This is a genomic window from Paenibacillus sp. strain BS8-2 (genome assembly GCF_054483835.1).
In genome coordinates this window covers 4130701-4152322 of the sequence record NZ_CM137010.1, presented here as the reverse complement: position 1 = coordinate 4152322, position 21622 = coordinate 4130701, and the positions used below count along the sequence as shown (strand labels likewise).

Sequence of the window (21622 nt, the reverse complement as noted above, 5' to 3'; positions counted from 1 at the left end):
AAATTGATGTAATCATTTATGGGACTTGCAGTCATGCCACAAACTCGATACGCATACCTATAGTTACGAACAGCTACAATTTGGTAGGAAAAGGAGCCAATCATGATCCAGTCCTTTGTATTGCCCGTGCTGATCGGATTCAGCGTCTTCTTATGCGGCATGAAGCTTATGGAGCTTGCCCTTCATCGAATGGCGGGCCCTTATCTGACAGCGCTGTTACAGCGATCAACGGCCACTCCGCTGCGCGGAATGGCCGTCGGCACAGCTACGACCGCAGTACTCCAAAGCAGTACCGCCGTAACCGTCATATCGATTGGATTCGTCAATGCCGGACTGCTTTCGTTCCCGCGTACGCTTGGCATCATCCTTGGTACGAATATTGGTACTTGTCTTACGACCGAGCTTATTGGTCTGAATATCGGACAAGCGGCTCTGCCGTTATTAATCGTCTCCATTCTCGCTTGGCTGCTGACCGCGCTCCTCGATGAGGTTCGTATAATCCCTAGATTCAAAGGCGCCGCTTGGCTTGAGCCTGTTCGATCCGTCTCTGTTGCGGTGTGCGGATTCGGTCTTGTCCTCACGGGGCTTACGATGATGCAATCCATTGGCCCTTATCTTCAAGACACCGGTATGTTTGATTGGTTTCTAGCCCATGCACAGTCTTCATACATATGGGGACTCGCTGCTGGAGCTGCACTAACCGCCGCCATTCATAGCGGTGCTGCCGTGATCGGCATGATCATGGGACTGGTCGCAATCGGCGCGATGCCTCCGGAAATCGGCGTCTCCATTGTCGTTGGCGCCAATGTCGGAACTTGTGTCACGGCGATCCTGGCATCCATCGGAGGAACGCGAGGCGGACAATTCGTAGCCCTGTCTCACGTTGCGCTAAATGTAGGCGGTGCACTTCTGTTCCTTCCGCTCATCGACGAACTGACTGCACTATCGGGAGCAATCGCCCATAACGCGTCATCGCAGATAGCGCATGCACAGACGATTTTTAATATCGCATGTTCACTCGCTGCTCTCCCAATCTGTTATGCCGCCTTCTGGAAAAAGCTCGACGTCGTTAATTGACATTCAGACCTAGCAGCTGCAAAGCTCCGGCAACGATTCGGTGATTATTGTCGTAGCCAGATTGCTTCTGCTTCCGCCAAGCCTCGAGCGGCTCGAACCAATCGACACCACGGATCTCCTCGACCTGGGCCTGATGCGTGCCGCCAATTGCTTTAACCAAATAATAATGCACTTCTTTGTTGACAGTCCCATGCTGCGCATGCTCATACTGATATTTAATCTGGTCGATCGGCATTACGATTTCTCCGAAAAGCCCTGTTTCCTCACGAATTTCCCTGAGCGCCGTCTCCTCGACCGTCTCTCCGGGCTCCATCTTGCCTTTCGGCAAAGATACTTTGCCATAGCGGTCCTGGATAAGCTGGACCTGCAGCTGACCGGATTCGTTGTGGCGGAACACGACGCCGCCCGCAGAAATTTCCAACATGATCCTTCCCCCTTGCAACCTTTACCCATGTAGTATATGCAGCAAAGGATTCCTTCAACTTACCCCTAATCATGAGCGGGCAAGAATGGGAATCCTATATGTTAGGCTCTTAATGCCTCAGGCCGTTCGTACTGAAAATCCTGATTTCCTTCTTCGGACTCCGATTGCCATCCGGATGGACGAGCTGCCGGTCTAGTATCTTCCAGCACGCGCACGAGTTGGCCGCGGCATTCGTTGACGCCGGCTTCCGTAATCTTAACACGGCATAATTGACCGATTAGGTCCTCGGATCCTTCGAATACGACTTGAATGTAATTGTCCGTGTAGCCCATTACGAAGCCTGTTCCAGGCGCACCTTTGTAGTCGCGTTCCGGAATGACATCAAGAACCGCGCCGATATGATTCTCGGCATATTTGAGCTGCATCTTTTCGGACAAATCGATAAGCTTGTGAACCCGTTCATTTTTCAACTCTTCATCAATTTGGTCTTCCATCCGCGCAGCAGGCGTTCCCGTCCTCTTGGAATATGGGAATACATGCATCTCGGCGAAACCAAGCTCCTCCATAAACCGGAAGCCGCTCTCGAACATTTCGTCCGTTTCGCCAGGGAAACCGACAATCACATCCGTTGTGATCGCTACACCAGGCATTGCCTCTTGTAGACGTTTGATCTTTGCTGCAAATTCTTCAGTTGTATATTTGCGGCGCATCCGTTTAAGAACAGAATTTTCACCGGCCTGCAGCGGGATATGCAGGTGACGGCACATTTTGCTGGAACGATTGAGCACGTCGATCATTGCATCGTCGATTTGGCTGGCTTCGATGGAGCTGATTCGAATACGCTCTAGCCCTTCCACTTTGTCCAGATCCCATAGCAGGCTGGTCAAATTATAATTTTCCATGTCGTCGCCATAACCGCCGGTATGAATGCCCGTAAGGACAATTTCCTTGTACCCGGATGCGACCAGCGCTTCCGCCTGCGAGATAACGCTTTGCGAATCCCGGCTGCGGGACAATCCGCGAGACCAAGGGATGATACAGAAGGTGCAGAAGTTGTTGCAGCCTTCTTGAATCTTAAGAAACGCACGCGTGCGTTCCGAGAAATCAGGAACATCCAGCTCTTCGAAAGTGCGCGTCTTCATGATATTACGAACCGCGTTGACCGGCTTGCGGTCAGCTTGGATCTCGCCTACGAAGCTCATGATTTTCTCGCGATCTTGTGTACCGATTACCAGATCGACTCCTTCGATGGCCATGATTTCGGCCGGCGAAGTCTGTGCGTAACATCCCGTCACGGCAATAATGGCATCCGGGTTGCGGCGTACGGCACGCCGGATAATCTGGCGGCTCTTCTTGTCGCCTGTATTCGTAACCGTACAAGTATTAATCAAATATACGTCCGCCGTCGATTCGAAATCGACCTGCTCGTATCCTTCGTTCTTAAACAGCTGCCAGATCGCTTCCGTGTCGTAGAAGTTTACTTTGCAGCCCAATGTATAAAAGGCGACCGTTGGCATGGTCATTCTCCTCCCATTTCTCCAGCTTCGTATAGTATACAGGTTAATCCGACGATACCTGCGGTTTCCGTACGCAAGATCCGTCTGCCGAGTCCCGCAACAACTGCGCCTGCTTGCTCCGCTTCCGTCGCTTCTCTGTCCGAGAACCCGCCTTCGGGCCCCACGATAATTAAGATCGAAGGCGACTTTCCTTCAGGCAGCTCAGGCAGCTTATGCTGTCTGAACGAGCTCAGCACAGAACGAATTCCAATGCCGTGAGCGGCATCCCCTTCTCGCTCATAACAGAAGATTACAAGATCATAGGTTGGCACAAGCTTGACGAGTGCCTTCCAATTCAACACCGTACCAATTGACGGCACGACGTGTCGATGACTTTGCTCCGCAGCTTCTTTGGCGATCTTGGCCCAACGTTCAAGACGTTTGCCTTCTTTTTTTGCGTCGTATTGCACGACGTTGCGCTCGGACTCAAAAGGCAGGAATGCGACCGCGCCGATCTCCGTCCCTTTCTGAATAACCAGCTCCATTTTGTCGGCTTTGGGCAAGCTTTGCGCAATCGAAACCTGCCAGCGGGGCTCGCTCGTTTGCGGCAGCGTCTCTACAATTTCCGCTCTCACTAGCTGTGGCTCCATCTCCGTGATAGCGGCAATTACAGTACGAGCTGCTCCGTCGCTGACAATCATTTTGTCTCCTGGCTTCATCCGCATGACACGAGCCATATGGCGGGCATCCTCGCCCGTTATCGTTACAGCGCCATCCCCGAACTGCTCTGGCGCCACAAAATATCGTTGCATCTACTCTTAACCACCCTAAATTGAAATTCCATCCTTCATAATAGCATGTTTTATGTGTAGAAATCCATTTGTATCTCCGCCCAGTTGATCGGCTGGAAGAACATTTCCCACATATCGATGAGTCCTAAGAAAAGCGGAAGCTGCAAATCAAGAATCGGTGTCAAGATGAGAGCCCGCAGTGGAGGAATAAAGACAATTAAAAGGAATATGATCATGGCCCACTGAATGTTTTGTTCGATCTTGTACCGAATTCTGAGCGGCAGAAACTCCGACACAATCCGATATCCGTCAAGCGGCGGCAAGGGGATCAAATTAAATACGAACAAGAGCAAATTAATCGTAATCAAATACCAGAAGAAATGGACCAGCGCCATATATACGCCTTCAGAAGCGCCGGCAAGCACCTGCGTTTCATTCAGCAGGTAGAAGGCCAGCATGCCGATCGCTGCCATCAACAGATTGCTGACCGGGCCTGCAGCCGATACGATAATACTCATCACTCGTCTGTGCTTGAATCGGCTTGTGAGGACTGGAACAGGCTTCGCCCAGCCGAATCCCGCGACGAGCAGCAGAATGCTGCCCATCAAATCAAGATGCACCATGGGATTAAGCGTCACACGGCCTTCCTTGTAGGCGGTATCGTCTCCAAACTTATAGGCGGTATAGGCATGCGCAAATTCATGCACCGTGAATACGATCATAAGCACCAGCACGATAAACGGCAGATCCTCCAGCGGATACCATAGGAAATTTTCCATTAGCCCTCCTGCGGTTTACGAGCTACGAATGCGATCCAATCTTCGTCGCGCCGCTTCTCCACGATGACGAATCCGGCAGCGACAAGCCCTTCTTCGACATCGGTTTCTTTGTTTTTGTAGATGCCGGAAGCGATATAAATCCCGTTTGGTTTAAGCGCCTGATAGACATCATCGATGAAGAGCAGAATGATCTCAGCCAAAATATTAGCGACAACTAGATCCACAGGAACCGTAACGCGAAGAGCCGAGGCGCTGTTTGTATCTGAGCCCCCGTCACGCAATACCCCTAGCAGATCGCTAAGCCGCACTTCGACTTGCTCCGATAGGTTGTTCAGTCGAACATTCTCCGTTGCACTGGATACGGCAACCGGATCCAGATCGAGCGCCAGAACGCGCTTAGCGCCAAGCTTGCATGCGCCAATCGCGAGAATGCCAGAACCCGTGCCGACATCGATCATCTCTTCGCCGCCGCGAACGACAGACTCCAGCGTTTGCAAGCAAAGCGCGGTGGTAGGGTGCGTGCCTGTGCCGAACGCCATGCCGGGATCCAACTCGATAATCCGTTCTCCGTCAGCAGGGGAATACTCTTCCCATGTTGGTTTAATCGTTAACGTATCCGAAACGCGAATCGGCTTGAAGTATTGTTTCCACGCCGTTGCCCAGTCATCATCGTCAACCTCCTGCGTTGCATACGTTACATGACCCGGATCGATGTCAAAGGTTCGAAGTTCCTCAACCCGAGGTCCAAGCTCCTCCATTAATGCCGTCAAATCCGTACCTTCCGAGAAATAACCTTTAATGACGGCTTGGCCTTCTGGAATATCGTTAAGCGGCAGCTCGTACCACTGTCCAAGCGATGTGTCACGCGGCTTGTTGAGCGTCCCGGATTCCTCGATGGAAGCCCCTCCTGCTCCAAGCTCATGCAAGAAATTGCTTATCATCTCCGTCGCCTCTTCGGTCGTAGAGATTGTCAGTTCATACCATTTCATTTGTATTGCCTCCCAATTATCGTCAAAACCTATCCTCTATTGTACAACAGACACCTGCCATAGCACAAAAAAAACAGCCCGGATTCCGTATTGGAATTCGAGCTGCTCCATTTTAGTTCATCGTATTGTCGGATTCGATACTCCCGCCGAGCTGACGTATGAGATGAAGCGCGCGACCCGCCACGGCTTCGTCTACCGTAGCCGTCAGCATGCCTCCTTCGTTATAGCCCCCGATCTCGGCTGCGCGCAGTGCTTGCAGCTTATGCACCGCCTCCTGCGCTTCAAGCACATTACCAAACATAGCCTGAATTTCAATGACACTCATTGCTATTCGCCTGTTTGGCGGCGATCCGCCTGAGCAGCGCGTTCTTGCGCCATATGGTCAGCTTCATCGGCAATCTCCTCCGAGAATTCCACGTCCTCTGCTCCAAAACCTTGATTAGATGCCGGCAAGTCCCCGAAATTGACTTTCCCAAGCGTATTCTCACCTTCGCGTGCGACAAACTTATTGTTCGAAGCCATCTCTTCGCCTCCTAATTGTTAGACAACTACGTTGCCAGATATAGAACAGCAATAGCGTGCGACCAAGCCTGTAATAATATGCATGTGCAGCACAAATAACAAGGTCCGCCAACAAAAAAAAGAGCTGCCCAGTCCTTTATCCATAAAGATAAACGACTAGACAACTCTCCAATTGCGGCTTATTCTCCGCGGAATGCCTTTTTCATACGTTCGAAGATGGATTCGTGATGCTCGCTTTGCTGTGACGAATTGTCACCTTCTAATCCGCCGAATTGGCGCAGAAGCTCCCTCTGCTCATCCGTCAGCTTAGTCGGTGTTACGATGGTCACTTTGACATGCTGATCACCTGTTCCATAACCGCGAAGCTTAGGTACTCCTTTGCCTTTGAGACGGAAGTACGTGCCCGTCTGTGTCCCTGCAGGCACTTTGAGCTTCACCTTCTCCGTCAGCGTCGGGATTTCGATCTCATCTCCAAGCGCCGCCTGGACAAACGTAAGTGGTACCTCGCAATAAATATCATCGTTCTCGCGCTCGAAGAAGTCATGAGCCTTCACCCGAATGACGATATACAAATCGCCGGATGGACCGCCGCGTGTACCGCCTTCGCCTTCTCCGGTCATCCGGATTTGGGCGCCATCATCTACGCCTGCCGGAATATTAACCTTAATTCGTCTTTGCTTCTTCACTTTGCCAGCGCCGTGGCAAGTTCCGCATTTGTCGCGTATCACTTTCCCCGTGCCGCTGCAGTTCGTACAAGCGCGACGGTTGACCATGCGACCGAACGGCGTATTCTGTACAACCTCCTGTTGGCCGGAGCCATGACAGGTGGAACATGTTTCAGGTTTCGTACCCGCTTTCGCGCCGGATCCATGGCATGTATCACAAGATTCCGTACGAGGAATCGTAATTTCGACTTCCTTGCCGAAGACGGCTTCCTTAAATTCGACCGTCATCGTATACTGCAGATCATTGCCGCGCTGTGGCGCGTTAGGATCACGTCTGCCGCCGTTGCCGCCAAAGAACATATCAAAGATATCGCCGAAGCCGCCGAAGTCGGCGCCGCCTCCGCCCATACCTTGGTTCGGATCCACATGACCATATTGATCATAAGTCGAGCGTTTGCCGTCATCGCCAAGGATGTCGTAAGCTTCCTTCACTTCCTTGAACTTGCTCTCTGCATCCGCTGCTTTGTTAACGTCGGGATGATATTGCCTTGCCAGCTTCCGATATGATTTCTTGATATCTTCCGCGGAGGCATCCTTGCCGACGCCAAGCACCTCATAATAATCCCGTTTGTTTGCCATCCGATTCTCACCTCCGCATTGAAATAACGCTACCCTCTATCTTAACACGAATAGAAACGGTGCCGTCAATGTTTCTTCTGACGGTACCGTTTCCCACCCGCGTTGCAAGCACAAGGACGAACCGGTGAATAAGCGCCGACTTCGCCGCTCGCGCAAGGAGGCCAAAGACGGGCGAGCCCATCCTTGGCCCCTATTGGCGCTGCTCTTACTTCTTGTCTTCGTTAACGACTTCATAATCGGCATCAACGACATTGTCTTTGCCTCTTGCGCCGCCAGCTTCACCTTCCGGTTCGCCTTGCGCGCCTTCAGCGCCTTGTGCCGCTTGCTCGTAGAGCTTCACGGACAACGCTTGAACAACTTCAGTCAACTCATCCGTCGCTGCTTTAATTTGATCCAGATCTTCTGTTGCCAGCGCAGCTGTTACTTTTTCTTTGGCTGCATTCGCTTTTTCGATTTCGGATGGATCGACTTTGTCTCCCAGGTCCTTGATCGTTTTTTCAGTGGAGTAGATCAGTTGATCCGCCGCATTTTTTGCCTCTACAAGATCACGACGTTTGCGATCTTCTTCAGCATGCAGCTCTGCATCCTTCATCATTTGGTCGATGTCGGCTTCGCTCAAGCCGCCCGAAGACGTAATTGTGATCTTTTGGCTCTTGCCAGTACCTTTGTCGAGTGCGGACACGTTAACGATACCGTTAGCATCGATGTCGAAGGTAACTTCGATTTGCGGTACGCCGCGCGGTGCCGGCGGGATGTCGCTAAGCGTGAAGCGGCCAAGCGTCTTATTGCCGTTCGCCATTGCGCGTTCACCTTGCAATACGTGGATCTCAACGCCCGGCTGATTGTCGGCATACGTAGAGAACACTTGCGATTTGCTTGTCGGGATCGTCGTGTTGCGGTCGATCATCTTCGTGAACACGCCACCTGCCGTTTCGATACCAAGGGACAATGGTGTTACATCAAGCAATACAACATCTTTAACATCGCCAGTCAATACGCCGGCTTGCACTGCTGCGCCAAGCGCAACTACTTCATCCGGGTTAACGCCTTTATGCGGCTCCTTGCCGATCAGCTTTTTGACTGCGTCTTGTACGGCTGGAATTCGAGTCGAACCGCCAACAAGTACAACCTTGTCGATCTGGCTAGCCGACAGACCGGAGTCGCTAAGCGCTTGGCGCGTTGGTCCAAGTGTACGCTCAACGAGTGTAGCTGCCAGCTCTTCGAACTTGGCACGAGTCAGGTTCATCTCAAGATGCTGAGGCACGCCGTCAACCATCGTGATGAACGGAAGCGAGATCGTTGATGTTAATACGCCGGAAAGCTCTTTTTTCGCTTTCTCAGCAGCATCCTTCAGACGTTGCACAGCCGCTTTGTCCTTGGACAGGTCAATGCCTTGCTCTTTCTTGAATTCAGCTACGAGGTGATCGATGATGACTTGGTCGAAGTCGTCGCCGCCGAGCTTGTTGTCGCCGCTAGTCGCTTTAACTTCGAAGAAACCATCGCCGAGCTCAAGGATGGAAACGTCGAACGTACCGCCGCCAAGGTCATATACAAGAATCGTCTGATCTTCAGACTTCTCAAGGCCATAAGCGAGTGCAGCAGCCGTCGGCTCGTTGACAATACGAAGAACTTCAAGACCTGCAATTTTACCTGCATCCTTAGTCGCTTGACGCTGGCTGTCGTTGAAGTAAGCAGGAACAGTAATAACTGCTTGCGTTACAGTTTGACCCAAATATGCTTCCGCATCGGATTTCAGCTTTTGCAGGATAATCGCCGAAATTTCTTGCGGCGTAAATTCTTTATCGTCGATTTTTTCTTTATGGTTCGTACCCATATGACGTTTGATGGAAATAATCGTACGATCTGGATTCGTGATCGCTTGGCGCTTTGCTGTCTCGCCGACTACACGCTCGCCATCCTTCTTAAAGCCGACTACGGAAGGCGTTGTGCGGTTGCCTTCTGGATTCGGAATAACAACGGCTTCGCCGCCTTCCATAACTGCTACGCAAGAGTTCGTTGTACCAAGGTCAATACCGATTACTTTGCTCATAGGTGAGGCCTCCTCAATTTATAAATAACTTAGTTTAATGTTTGTTGCTTCTATCATTCAGCGTTGCCGGAGCAATCCCTTAGCCGCTTACTTTAACCATTGCGGGACGAAGGACCTTCTCCTTCAACATATACCCCTTTTGCACCTCTTCGACAACATAACCTTCTTCGTATTGATCCGATTCCACTTGCATAATCGCTTGATGGAATTCAGGATTAAACGGTTGTCCTACAGCCTCGATCGGCTTCAGGCCCTCCGCTTCGAGGGTTTGGGACAGTTGACGGAAGATCATGTCAACACCCTTAGCTAATGAATCAAAATCGCTGTTGACAGACGCTGCCGCAAGGGCCCGCTCGAAGTTGTCGACAATCGGAACCAATTGGTCAATTAGTTTCATGGAGGCGTATTGCGCAAGGTCTTCCTTTTCCTTAGCAGTGCGCCTACGGAAGTTGTCGAAATCAGCTTGAGCACGTAAGTATCGTTGTTGATTCTCCTCCGCTTGCTTGGCAAGATCGGCAAGTCGCGTGTCCTCGAACACTTCCGGCTCTGCCCCTTCCAACTCGGCTGCTTCTGCCTCCGATGGCTGAGCTGTTCCTTCTAGTGTTTCATCTAATGTATCGTTTGTTTCGATATGTTGGTCTTTAGTACTCACCCTATCACCTCCTTCATTTAGTACGGATATGAATCGCGAGCTGCGAATTTATCCTAGCTTACTTATACCATCTGCCTAGCAGCGTCCCCATATCCTTCGACATGAGATCCAGCAGACGAATCACCTTGCCGTATTCCATTCGAGTCGGCCCCAGAATCCCAATCGTGCCTAGAGCTTCTCCGTTAATGGAGTAGGTAGCTGTTATCAGACTGCAATCGCTAATGGCCTTATGGTCATTCTCTGTACCAATTCGAACCTGTATGCCGGATGGAAGCGATGTAAACATCTTCATGATGGTTGGCGTCTCATCGAGCAAATCCAATATCGTTTTTACTTTATCTACATCTTTGAATTCCGGTTGAGTCAGCATGTTTGTTGTTCCGCTCATGAACAATCGCTGATCCTCATCACTATGAAGCGCGTCCTCAAGCACAGTAAGCAGCCCTTCGTAATGATTGACATGTCGTTCGAGCTCTTGGCCTACTTCCGAATACAGCTTCGCCTTCAGACGAACGAGCGGCACACCAACGAGCTTCGTGTTCAAAATATTAACGATCTTCTGCATGTCATCCATATCAAGATCTGGAGGTATCGAAATCGTACGATTCTCCACATGTCCAGTGTTGGTGACAATAATGGCAACGGCGGACCCCTCATTAAGCGGGACAAGCCCGAAGTGCTTAAGCGATGTATGGAACAATTCGGGACCGAGCAAGATCGATGTATAATTCGTTAAATTCGACAAGATCATTGCGGTCTGCTGAATGACTTGCTCCATCTGATTCAGTTTATCCGTCACAAATGATTTCATTAAACCAAGTTCGCTGTCCTTCACTTCGCCCAATTGGACCAAATGATCGACGTAATAACGATATCCCTTAGTCGAAGGCACGCGCCCTGCCGACGTATGGGGCTGCTCTAGAAATCCGAGCTCCTCCAGGTCTGCCATCTCGTTTCGAATCGTGGCCGGGCTGAATCCAACATCACCGCGTTTAGAAATACTGCGCGAGCCAACCGGTTCTGCCGAACGGATATAATCATCTATGATGGCGTTCAAAATCATTCGTTGTCGTTCCGTCAACATATCCAAACCCTCCTCCGAATTCGATTACGCTAAGCTTCCTGCACTTCGCTTCGTTAGCACTCAACGCTAATGAGTGCTAATCACTAATACAAAAATACCAAACCAGCTCAACGATTGTCAAGTCAGTTCGGCATTTTCAGACCAATATTTTCAAAGGCTAGCGACGTATTCACTTTCATTAGCCGAACGTGTATAGCGTGTATAGAAGATCACCGTCTACGATTAGTCCAACGTCCGCAATACCGCGATTTCGTCGCAAGCATGTTGCTTAGGACAATTCACGCAATCCGTCCAAACCTTCTCAGGAAAAATTTCCTTCTCAACAATCGTAAATCCGTTGCGTTCAAAAAATTTATCCGCATAAGTCAGTGCCATCACTTTCGTGATGCCTTGCGCTCTCGCCTGCTCTAACAGCTTATCGACAAGCTTGCTGCCAATGCCCAAGCTTTTGTATCCGTCAGTAATGCCTAACGAACGAATTTCAACTAGATTATCCCCGAGCTTCGTTAATGCGCCGCATCCTACGACCTCGCCCGAAATTTCGGCAACTACGAATGTATGAATCATACGAGACAAGGCCTCGCGTGTACGCGGCAGCATAATGCCTAGTTCAGCATAGCCTTGAATGAGTTGGAACAACGTCTCCACGTCCTCTGTGGTAGCCGTCCTGCATAGTACCTCTACTGCTTGCATATCTGCCTGCACCTCCGCGAAACCTCTTAAATGAGTTCGAATTGAATATGAATAAATATACATCAAAACGAATTAATTCTCAAGAGGTTTTTGTGCAAGAATTTGACTCTTTATGCAGTAATAAAGGCACCAAACACTTCGTTCCCAAGAAGCACGCCTCTGTCCGTAAGCTTGTATATAATATCGCCGTCACGCTCCAGACGCTCCATCAACCCGTTATCGAGCTGTTTTTGCAGCGTTTCGCCGAATGTATCCTCGATTTTGCGGCCAGGAAACTGCTCCTTGAAACGTGATACCGGTACGCCATCTAATAGTCTTAATCCAACCATCATAAAGTCTTCCATCGCTTCGCGCTCGGAAACCGGGAACGTCTCCAATCTCGGAAGCTTGTTTGCTGCGGCGTCGATATAAGGCTGTATCCCTTTCAAATTCATATGCCGCGTTCGGTTCGCATAACCATGCGCGCCCGCTCCCAGCCCATAGTAGGCTTCATTGCGCCAATACGTTGAATTATGTCTGCTTTCAAACCCTGGTTTGGCGAAATTGCTGATTTCGTAATGACGATACCCGCCTTCCTTCAACCGTTTCATAAGCAGGAGGAACATCTCGTATTCCTCTTCTTCCGGAGGCAGCGGAAGCTCATTACGCTCGTACAGCTTGTGGAACAGCGTATTCTCCTCTACCTTGAGGCTGTATAACGAATAATGCGGTAATCCGAGCGCCATTGCCTTGTCTACGCTATCAGACAGATGCGCCAGCGTTTGACCAGGCAATCCAAACATCAAATCGATGGACAGATTATGAAAACCAATCTTCCTGGCATTCTCCAAGCTGCGGTATACATCATCAACATTGTGAATGCGGCCGATCCGCTCAAGCAATCCGTTATCGAACGACTGTACGCCGAAGCTGATGCGATTAACCCCGCCTTGTTTCATTGCGGCAAGCTTATCCTCATCAACGGTGCCTGGATTCGCCTCCATCGTAAATTCAACGTTATCCGCCAGTGGAAAATGTGCGCGGACCGATTGCAGGAATCGTTCCATCTGAGGAGGCGTCAGTACCGTAGGTGTGCCTCCGCCAACGAATACCGTATCGATTCGCTCCGGACGCAGCGTCTCCACGGTCTGCTTCATCTCTAATTCGAGCGCATCCAAATATTGATCGACAGGCTGTCCTCTCAGCACGTAAGAAGTGAAATCGCAATAATGGCATTTGTTCGTGCAGAAAGGGATGTGTATATAAAGCGCGTTCGGCGCTTGTATCTTCGTTAGTTGTGTCGTCATTCCTGTGTTCCCTCCTATAACCGGAAGAGAGGAGAGCAGGCGCTCTCCTCCCTAGTCGCATATGTTCATCAGGCAGCTAATAAGCAGCTTGATTAAAGTTAGTTGTCGTCGATCTTGAGCACCGCCATAAACGCCTCTTGCGGAACCTCAACACTGCCGACTTGCTTCATACGTTTCTTGCCTTCCTTCTGCTTCTCAAGCAGTTTCCGCTTACGGCTAATATCGCCGCCGTAACACTTGGCAAGTACGTTCTTGCGCATCGCTTTGACCGTCTCACGTGCGATAACCTTGGTACCGATCGAAGCCTGAACTGGCACCTCGAACATTTGGCGCGGGATCAGCTCTTTAAGCTTCTCGCAGATCACACGGCCGCGCTGGTACGCACGATCACGGTGGACGATGACCGACAAGGCGTCAACTTGCTCATTGTTCAACATGATGTCCATCTTGACGAGATTGGATTTCCGGTAGCCGGACAATTCGTAGTCAAACGATGCGTATCCCTTAGTACTCGATTTCAATTGGTCGAAGAAATCATATACGATCTCGGACAGTGGCATATGATACGTGATCGTAACACGGTTCGTATCCAGATACTCCATGTTCACAAACTCGCCGCGTTTGCCTTGGCATAGCTCCATAATGGCGCCAACGTAATCGTTAGGGACAATAATCCCCGCTTTTACGTATGGTTCTTCGACGAAATCAAGCTTGCCGGACTCCGGATAGTTGGACGGGTTATCGATGTTCAGCTCATCACCGTTCGTCAGAGTTACCTTATAAATAACACTTGGCGCTGTTGTAATTAACGGAATATTGAACTCCCGTTCAATGCGCTCTTGAATAATCTCCATATGCAGCAATCCAAGGAATCCGCAGCGGAAACCGAAACCAAGCGCGGTCGACGATTCAGGCTCGTATCTGAGCGAAGCATCGTTAAGCTCCAGCTTCTCGAGCGCGTCACGCAGATCGTTGTAATCCTGTGTCTCGATTGGATATAGACCGCAGTATACCATTGGGTTGATCCGGCGGTAACCTGGCAGCGGCTCAGGCGCAGGACGTTTCGCTTCGGTTACGGTATCACCTACGCGCGTGTCCTTCACATTCTTGATGCCGGCTACGACAAAACCAACATCGCCAACCGCAAGCTCGTCCACAATGGACATACGGGGTTTGAACGCCCCGACTTCAATAACCTCGAATTCGGCCCCTGTTGCCATGAACCGAATTTTTTTGCCCGCTTTGATGCTGCCGTCAATGACGCGAACGTACACGATAACACCTTTGTAAGCGTCATAATGCGAATCGAAAATGAGAGCTTTAAGCGGTTGATCCGGATCGCCTGTCGGTGCCGGAACCTTCTGCACAACTTGCTCCAATATCTCTTTAATCCCGATGCCGGCTTTGGCAGAAGCATGAACGGCTTCACTGGCATCAAGCCCGATAACATCTTCAATCTCTTGCTTAACGCGCTCAGGCTCAGCGCTTGGAAGGTCAATCTTATTGATGACTGGGAGTACTTCCAGGTTATTATCGAGCGCCAGATATACGTTTGCAAGTGTCTGCGCCTCAATGCCCTGAGCAGCATCGACAACAAGCAAAGCGCCTTCACAAGCCGCCATACTTCTGGAAACCTCGTATGTAAAGTCGACATGTCCAGGCGTATCAATCAGGTTGAGCAAATATTCTTCGCCGTCATCTGCGCGATACGACAGACGAACGGCTTGTAATTTAATTGTAATGCCGCGCTCGCGCTCCAGATCCATCTGATCCAGTACTTGCGCCTGCATCTCGCGGGACGTCAGTGCGCCCGTATATTCCAGAATCCGGTCTGCAAGCGTCGACTTGCCATGGTCAATATGAGCGATAATGGAAAAGTTCCTAATTTTCTTTTGCCTTTCACGAACATCAGTCACGCTGTTAGCCCCCACAATCCAATAATCCAATCATTCTTACTATTATATCAGCAACCGGGGAGCACAGCAACGAATGTTAGTTCATCAAGCCGTCAAATAACGACACGACTAATCGAATGCCTTTGCTGGAAGCCGTCTGAAGCAAGCCGGAGGTAGAGTCGGCTATTTTGTTGACCGCAGCTTGTTCATCTTCTACCGGCATGCCCGGCAACCGCTCATGCTCGCTGACATAATCGTCCCCGTAAGCGATTCTCCGAATATCGTCCAGCTCTTTCTCAAGCTCAGCGATCCGTCTATCGGTCTCACTTGCATACACACGATCATCCGTTTCGTAAGTGTATGGTCTAGACCCATCCATAGGTCCGTAAATTTTTTCAATGCCGGATGTCGACATCTCCATCGCGAACAAAACTACGAATGTAAGAGCGCCTCCAAGCAGCAGCAGCTTCCATGTTTTCCGATTCATTCTTTCGCCTCCTTGCCCGATACGGTTTCGTCTTCCCAATATATGGACGCGATGACCTCAGCCAGCGCATCAGCAGTCCGGTAAGATTCCTCCAGCGTGTTCTCCACGCCGCCAACTTCGATCAGTACGCTCTCTGATGCGAGCGACTGGTTGTATTCGGCATTGCCTGTAGCAGCAGTTTTCCCCCATATCCCCCGCGAAATACCCGGATACTTCTTCTCAAGCTCATCGTGAATTTTGGTAGCAAAGGCCTCATTTTCTTTCCAGTTGGGATTACGGTGTCCAATGATGAAATAAACCTGCGCATAGCTTTTATCACCGATCTCGACTGTCGTATATTTACGTTTCTGCGAGTCGCGGTGCAAATCGAAGAAATACGTCAAATCATCCATGCCAGCCAGCGCTTCCTTTACCGTTTTCATCGAATATTTGTAACTCAGCTCCCACCTGTATCCGTTAATTGCAGTGGGATAATCCGTATCAGAGACTACCGTTCCAACGTTCCGCTTCTCTAAGCCTTCAGCCAGACGTTTGCCAACCAATGTAATGTTTGTTGTGCTGGAGCTTGCGTCCTTTGTTCCAGGCTCAAGCTCGGGGTACCATGATTCACGATTATGGGAGTGATAGATAAATGCGACTTTCCTGCCGCCGGTTGAGGAATTTCCATCCGGTGTTTCATTACTTCCCTCTTCTTCCTGTACACCCGTACCATCCTCGCCCGCTGATTCCTGACCACCGTCTACTACAGGATTCTCATCATCAGGTTGCCCGCTCGGTTCAGGCTGCGGACCATAGATTGGCGAATGATCCTGCGGGCCTACATTTGTATCCGTTCCGATCCCTTTGCGTATTAAGAACGCGTCACTTTGCGCCATACCCGGCAGCTCGCCTGCGAGCAGGCTGGTCGGGCTTCCCGGATGAATGCCTGTGAGCGTCCGCAACAGGAATACGCTAATCTCCTCGCCCGTCAATTGATCCGACGATAATCCACTCTGGAAAGCAGGCATCTCCATCTCCAGCATATCGCCGAACAATCCGACCGGGACAGAGGCCGCCAATCCTTTCATCGGGGCCATCGATTCCGAAGAAGATTGTTGGAAAAGCATCACCGCTGTGCCTAATATCATAAAAAACAACATCGAGCTGACCGCCATGATCGAGAAGGCTCTCCCGGTCACCAGCATTTCCCGAAGCCGCTCCATCTCTCCCCATCCGTCAGTCCGGCGCAGTTCCATTGTCGTTTGTCGCAACCAATTCATACAAGTTCCCTCCTTGTTCCGCACGCACAACCGTTTCTACCGATACCCTTGTACCACTACTCTATGAACATCGCGGAGAAGATAGAACCGAAAATAGTAGATTTCGTCAGTTGATAGAATCGTAGAAGAAATGGGTAAGATGCTAGCTTATATTTTTAAGTTTTAACATACAAAAACGCCTCTCCTTTCACGGCTAGTGAAAGAAGGGGCGTGATCCTGTTCATCATTTTTAGTGCGTATAGGCAGCCACATTATCCGTATCTACTGCTTCGTGCAATGCGGCATTGAGACCGCTGGCAATAATGTTGGCGATATCCTCGATGAATTCGTCGACTTCCTTGGGCGTGACCAGCAGGTCATGACCAATTGGTCCAAGTACCTCTTTGACAAGCTGTAGTCGTTCGTTCTCCGGCATTTCATTCATAAGACCAAATATTTGATTGGTATCGCCTTTATGTTCCTCCAGATGGTTCTTCATTAATTCAAAAGCATTATTGACGATTGTTGAGGCATACACAACCGTAGGGACGCCAATTGCAATAACCGGAATGCCCAAAATATCTTTGGTCAATCCTTTGCGCTTATTGCCAATGCCTGAACCCGGATGGATACCCGTATCCGCGATCTGAATCGTCGTATTGACGCGCTCCAACGCCTTCGAAGCAAGGGCGTCAATTGCAATGATCAGATCTGGTTTGGATTGATCCGCGATGCCATGAACGATCTCGCTAGATTCGATGCCCGTAATACCAAGGACACCTGGCGCCACTGCGCTGACAGGTCGATACCCCGGAGCAACCTGATCCGGCATTAATTCAAAGAAATGACGGGTCACCATTACATTTTCCACGACGAGCGGTCCAAGCGCATCCGGCGTCACATTCCAATTGCCTAATCCAACAATAAGCACCTTGGCCATCTTGTTAATTTGAAGCCGCTCAAGGAACGATTCAAAATGTTTGGCGAATTGCGTAGCCACACGATCCTGTAGTGTTGTATCCCCATTACGCAATCCCGGAACCTCAATGGTTACATATTGTCCAATCACTTTGCCGATCGCTTGCGAACCTTCCTCGTTCTGAACGTGGAGAACGGTAATGGTAATTCCGTCATCCTCCGTCACTTCGGAGTGTATGCCTGGAATCGGTCCTCCATCAGGCTTAGCTAATTCCCTAGCCTCCAGTGCAAGATCTGTGCGAACGTTAAATTGCTGCAGGTCCAGTTCATTCTGCGGATGCTCATTCATCTATATGCCGCTCCCTTCATGCTATTTGCTTTCGTCACCATGTCTAAAAGTTCGGTAACTAATCCACTCCCGTTATTGTTCAGCAAAACCACGAATTTCATACGAATCTTCAATTGCCGCAAAGGAGATGGCGAGTACGCAGTGCTCTTGCAATTTGGGCAGTCGCATGATAATATATTTTAAGTTGTGTTAAGAAGTATCTGGTCCAGAATGACTTAGGAGGTGAATTCCATGCCAAACATCAAATCCGCGATTAAACGCGTTAAGACTAACGAGAAGCGTCGTGCTCTCAACGCTTCCCAAAAATCCGCACTTCGTTCGGCCGTTAAATCTGCTGACCAAGCTATCGGTGGAACAGACGTAGCTGCTGCTAAAGCTGCTCTTCTCGTTGCAACGAAGAAATTGGACAAAGCAGTAACGAAAGGCCTGATTCATAAAAATGCGGCTGCCCGCAAAAAATCTCGTCTTGCGAAAAGACTGAACACGCTGTCTGCTCAAGCATAAGCTTAAGCAAACGCTCTACAGGCTTCGTCAAACCCTCCTGGGTATGACGAAGCCTGTTTGTTTATGCAATAGGGTGAAACATACAGAGAAACTATATTCAGAGCTGTACACTTTGTTATAACTCGATATAAAGAGCCCGCAAAGAAACCTTAGGCTCCTTTGCCGACTCCAAGCGATAACAGATATAATTCCAAACCTAAGGACTTATCAATCAGACCGCGTTTCATGCCGTAATCCAGCTCTGCAATAGCTGACAGCAGCTGGCCTAACCGAACGGTCGTAAACTTCTTGCTTTTCTCCGCTGCCAGCTTTACAGCGTAAGGATGCAGCCCCAGATGGCCCGCCATCTGCTGCGGCGAATAATGATGATGCTCCAATTCCTTGATCTGCAGCATAATCCTTAATTGTCTAGCGATTAGCGCCGCAATCTTGATCGGCTCCTCACGCCTAACGAGCAGGCTGTGATACATGCCAAGAGCACGATCAATGCGCAGCTCTGCGATGGCATCTACCAGCGCGAACACATCCTCCTCAACCGTAGCCGAAGTCAACATCGCGGCTTGTTCGGCGTCGATGACGCCGCCTTCACCCGCGTGCAAGCAGAGCTTGTCTATCTCCTGGGCCAGCGGTCCCGTCCCTGTCCCAACTCGGCTAATAAGCAAGTCAGCCGCATCGGTTGTCATTGTCCGCTTCTGTTCGGCTGCCCGTTTCACCATCCATTGCTTTAGCTCAGCCGGCTCCATCTCAGGGAAAGGGACCAGCGACCCCCGTTCCTTAAGCGTCTTCACGATCTTACGCCTCTCATCCAGCTTGTCCGCGTGGACAACAAAGACAATTACCGTTGATGGGAATGGGTTGTCCAAATACCGGATAAGCGCTTCTGGTCGATGCTCGATCTTTGCGTTTTCCTTGCCGCCTGCGGCCATTACCGTCACATCCCGGACGAGCACAAGCTTCTGCTCCAGGAAGAACGGAGGCGTCTCTGCCTCGAGTACCGCCTCGTCAAGCGGCGATTCTGCCGTGTCGAATTTCACGATCCCCATTTCGCGTTGATCCTGCGAGAACATTTGATTTGTCAATGCTTCGATAAACTGAGTCATCCGGTAACGATCTTTGCCAAACAACACATAAATAGAGCGATATTTGCCCCCTTTGATTTCCTTGAACGCTTCCCTGATATCCATCCAGTCAACCTCCTGCAAACCTTGCTATTCTCCTACATTACCAGCACATGACGCGGGAAGCAACAGAGGGATGTCACCCCTGTAACGCGGGCGGCATCCCTCTGTCTTTATATTAACATTCACTGGCGGCTCCATGGTACCGCCGATTGTGAATGGTCTGACGACGTCCAGCACCACGTCGTAGACGAATCTCATGTTGTATCATACTCAGATACGGGGCAAACGTGCAGCTTTCGAGCTAATTTTTATTCCTGTGCTTTGCTCTCTTTGAGTGTCGTCATATCTATGACGTATTTCTCCGTGGCTCCATGCTCCAGACTTACCTCGTAGGTCAGCTCCTGGCTGTCTAGTGACCAGTTCAATTCACCATGCTGACCGTTCTTCCGTTCCGAGGTAAACAGCGGCGTTCCATCAGACATGGATACAATGACTTGATAGTCGCCGGAGCTTGCCACGAACTTACCGTCCGGCGATGGGAACAATGGTTGATCCGTAATGCCCCCGAATGGCATGCTCTTGAAATCCGAACCCCCATCCGCTTCGTTTTCGCTTTCGAGGGTTCCTGACTCTTCCCCTGTCACTCGAAGGCTAAGAGCATCCGGATCTGATTCCTTAATCTCCCCGTCGAATTGATCGCCTACATCAAACGGTTCTTTAGCGATACCATGGATTTCGACTGGTGTTTCGGATGCCTGATCCCCTCCTGCGGAATTGGTGAATTGACTTGCGCTCCCCATTTCCGTATTAGCTGTCATTTTCCTCGTATCTGCCGCAACATCAAGGAGATGATTGCTTGCACTGTCATTATTTCCGCTATCCATTTGCGGAGGATAAGTAATAAGGAAGAAACCAACCACTATACCCGCAGCCACGACGCCGCTGATCGACTTCCATGAAGGGAATCGCCTTGTTCGTTGTGCGCGTCTCACAATCGTCTGTTCCTCGGAGGATGGCGACGTTGATGGCGTTACTGGAGCAGCGCTTGCGGCTAGTTTCGTCTCATTGTCGATCCGGATCAGCTCAGGCATAATAGCGTCAACTAAACTATAGCTAGGCGTTACCTTGGGCAGACTCGTTAATTCTGCGGATAAACGCGTTAATCTCTCGAACATGGCGGCACAGTCCGGACAATGTCTAGTATGATTCAATAAGACTTCCATCTCGCTCTCGCGCAGATCGTCATCTAGCTGTCGATGCATAAGTTCTGTCACCTCTTGACAATTCACCCCCGGACACCACCTTTCTGATAATCATGAAGTAGGTTTTGCAGTTGCTGTCTGGCTCTAAATAAATAGGATTTGACCGTATTAAGCGGCAGATCCAGCGATTCGGCAATTTCGTTGTACGAAAAGTCTTGCAGGTATCTCAGCACGACGACTGACCGATGATTCTCCGGCAGCTGTTCAATCGCGCTTTGAATGTCCTTCAAGGCGTATGCGGACAACACTTCCTCTTCAACGTTCTGCTTTTCTCTGAAAACAAGTTCATGCTCGTCTATGGAAATTGTAGGTTTGTTGCGTCTGAACTTGTCGATGCAGATGTTGGTGACAATTCGCTGGATCCACGTCTTGAACTGTGCCTTCTCCTCGTAGGAGCCGATCTTGGTATAGATCCGGATCAGCGCTTCCTGAGAAGCGTCCATCGCATCTTGTTCATTGTTTAATATATAATAGGCTGTCCGATATACATGGTTTTCAATCTCTCGCAATAGAGTAATTAATGCATCGCGATCTCCCGATTGAGCGGCTTTGATCAGGCCCGGCTCCACCACGAAGGATCCTCCTCTCTTGCAACCTTACAGACGGATCGGTTGCGATAAAAGTTGCATGCAACTTTATTGAAATTTTTATTTTTTTTGATATTCGTAAACTAACGTAATAGAAACTCCACATTCAAGAAT

Annotated in this window: 22 protein-coding genes; 2 read left to right on the top strand and 20 right to left on the bottom strand. The window is 50.0% G+C overall.

Annotated features, from left to right (window positions below; genetic code table 11):
• Positions 1-102: 102 nt before the first annotated feature.
• A complete protein-coding gene (locus ACX1C1_RS17655; RefSeq protein WP_458953486.1) occupies positions 103-1077 on the top strand; it encodes a Na/Pi cotransporter family protein in 975 nt (324 codons plus the stop codon).
• Here ACX1C1_RS17655 and ACX1C1_RS17650 read toward each other — a convergent pair.
• From ACX1C1_RS17650 to gpr, 17 genes are all read right to left on the bottom strand, one after another.
• Positions 1070-1501, bottom strand: coding sequence for an NUDIX hydrolase (locus tag ACX1C1_RS17650; protein ID WP_458953485.1), 432 nt, complete (start codon positions 1499-1501; stop codon positions 1070-1072). The genes ACX1C1_RS17655 and ACX1C1_RS17650 overlap by 8 nt on opposite strands.
• 101 nt (positions 1502-1602) lie before the next feature.
• Positions 1603-3018, bottom strand: coding sequence for a tRNA (N(6)-L-threonylcarbamoyladenosine(37)-C(2))-methylthiotransferase MtaB (gene mtaB, locus ACX1C1_RS17645; protein WP_458953484.1), 1416 nt, complete (start codon positions 3016-3018; stop codon positions 1603-1605).
• 2 nt (positions 3019-3020) lie between these two features.
• Positions 3021-3809 (bottom strand): RsmE family RNA methyltransferase, encoded by a 789-nt coding sequence (locus ACX1C1_RS17640; protein WP_458953483.1) that lies wholly within the window; start codon positions 3807-3809, stop codon positions 3021-3023.
• A gap of 50 nt (positions 3810-3859) precedes the next feature.
• Entirely contained in the window at positions 3860-4567 is a 708-nt protein-coding gene (locus ACX1C1_RS17635; RefSeq protein ID WP_458953482.1) for a site-2 protease family protein, read from the bottom strand.
• Positions 4567-5556, bottom strand: coding sequence for a 50S ribosomal protein L11 methyltransferase (prmA, locus tag ACX1C1_RS17630; RefSeq protein WP_458953481.1), 990 nt, complete (start codon positions 5554-5556; stop codon positions 4567-4569). The genes ACX1C1_RS17635 and prmA overlap by 1 nt, the downstream gene beginning before the upstream one ends.
• Positions 5557-5668: 112 nt before the next feature.
• Positions 5669-5881: a hypothetical protein gene (locus tag ACX1C1_RS17625; protein ID WP_458953480.1), complete on the bottom strand. Its 213-nt coding sequence runs from the start codon at positions 5879-5881 to the stop codon at positions 5669-5671.
• Between the two features lie 2 nt (positions 5882-5883).
• On the bottom strand, positions 5884-6078 hold the full coding sequence (locus ACX1C1_RS17620; RefSeq protein ID WP_458953479.1) for a YfhD family protein: 195 nt from the start codon (positions 6076-6078) through the stop codon (positions 5884-5886).
• 179 nt (positions 6079-6257) lie between these two features.
• Positions 6258-7382, bottom strand: a complete 1125-nt coding sequence (gene dnaJ / locus ACX1C1_RS17615; protein WP_458953478.1) for a molecular chaperone DnaJ — start codon at positions 7380-7382, stop codon at positions 6258-6260.
• Between the two features lie 205 nt (positions 7383-7587).
• On the bottom strand, positions 7588-9432 hold the full coding sequence (dnaK, locus tag ACX1C1_RS17610; protein ID WP_458953477.1) for a molecular chaperone DnaK: 1845 nt from the start codon (positions 9430-9432) through the stop codon (positions 7588-7590).
• Between the two features lie 79 nt (positions 9433-9511).
• Positions 9512-10084, bottom strand: a complete 573-nt coding sequence (gene grpE, locus ACX1C1_RS17605; protein WP_458953476.1) for a nucleotide exchange factor GrpE — start codon at positions 10082-10084, stop codon at positions 9512-9514.
• Between the two features lie 58 nt (positions 10085-10142).
• Complete coding sequence (gene hrcA, locus ACX1C1_RS17600; protein ID WP_458953475.1) at positions 10143-11168, bottom strand: heat-inducible transcriptional repressor HrcA; 1026 nt, start codon at positions 11166-11168, stop codon at positions 10143-10145.
• A 222-nt stretch (positions 11169-11390) separates the two neighbouring features.
• Positions 11391-11861 carry an N-acetyltransferase gene (locus ACX1C1_RS17595; protein ID WP_458953474.1) on the bottom strand — a complete coding sequence of 157 codons (471 nt, stop codon included), beginning with the start codon at positions 11859-11861 and terminating at the stop codon, positions 11391-11393.
• Between the two features lie 110 nt (positions 11862-11971).
• Complete coding sequence (gene hemW, locus ACX1C1_RS17590) at positions 11972-13147, bottom strand: radical SAM family heme chaperone HemW (RefSeq protein ID WP_458953473.1); 1176 nt, start codon at positions 13145-13147, stop codon at positions 11972-11974.
• 98 nt (positions 13148-13245) lie between these two features.
• Positions 13246-15063 (bottom strand): translation elongation factor 4, encoded by a 1818-nt coding sequence (lepA, locus tag ACX1C1_RS17585; RefSeq protein WP_458953472.1) that lies wholly within the window; start codon positions 15061-15063, stop codon positions 13246-13248.
• Positions 15064-15139: 76 nt separating this feature from the next.
• A complete protein-coding gene (locus ACX1C1_RS17580) occupies positions 15140-15529 on the bottom strand; it encodes a translation initiation factor 2 (RefSeq protein WP_458953471.1) in 390 nt (129 codons plus the stop codon).
• Entirely contained in the window at positions 15526-16788 is a 1263-nt protein-coding gene (locus ACX1C1_RS17575) for a stage II sporulation protein P (RefSeq protein WP_458953470.1), read from the bottom strand. The genes ACX1C1_RS17580 and ACX1C1_RS17575 overlap by 4 nt, the downstream gene beginning before the upstream one ends.
• Positions 16789-17017: 229 nt before the next feature.
• Positions 17018-18034 (bottom strand): GPR endopeptidase, encoded by a 1017-nt coding sequence (gpr, locus tag ACX1C1_RS17570; RefSeq protein WP_458953469.1) that lies wholly within the window; start codon positions 18032-18034, stop codon positions 17018-17020.
• A 231-nt stretch (positions 18035-18265) separates the two neighbouring features.
• Between gpr and rpsT the strand changes: the two genes are divergently transcribed.
• Complete coding sequence (gene rpsT, locus ACX1C1_RS17565; RefSeq protein WP_458953468.1) at positions 18266-18538, top strand: 30S ribosomal protein S20; 273 nt, start codon at positions 18266-18268, stop codon at positions 18536-18538.
• Between the two features lie 149 nt (positions 18539-18687).
• Here rpsT and holA read toward each other — a convergent pair whose 3' ends face one another.
• The 3 genes from holA to ACX1C1_RS17550 form a co-directional block, all read right to left on the bottom strand.
• Positions 18688-19722 (bottom strand): DNA polymerase III subunit delta, encoded by a 1035-nt coding sequence (gene holA / locus ACX1C1_RS17560; protein WP_458953467.1) that lies wholly within the window; start codon positions 19720-19722, stop codon positions 18688-18690.
• A 245-nt stretch (positions 19723-19967) separates the two neighbouring features.
• Entirely contained in the window at positions 19968-20933 is a 966-nt protein-coding gene (locus tag ACX1C1_RS17555; RefSeq protein WP_458957712.1) for an anti-sigma factor family protein, read from the bottom strand.
• An 11-nt stretch (positions 20934-20944) separates the two neighbouring features.
• The gene (locus ACX1C1_RS17550) at positions 20945-21493 is read right to left on the bottom strand and encodes an RNA polymerase sigma factor (RefSeq protein ID WP_458953466.1); all 549 of its coding nucleotides are present in this window, start codon (positions 21491-21493) and stop codon (positions 20945-20947) included.
• Positions 21494-21622: the final 129 nt, after the last annotated feature.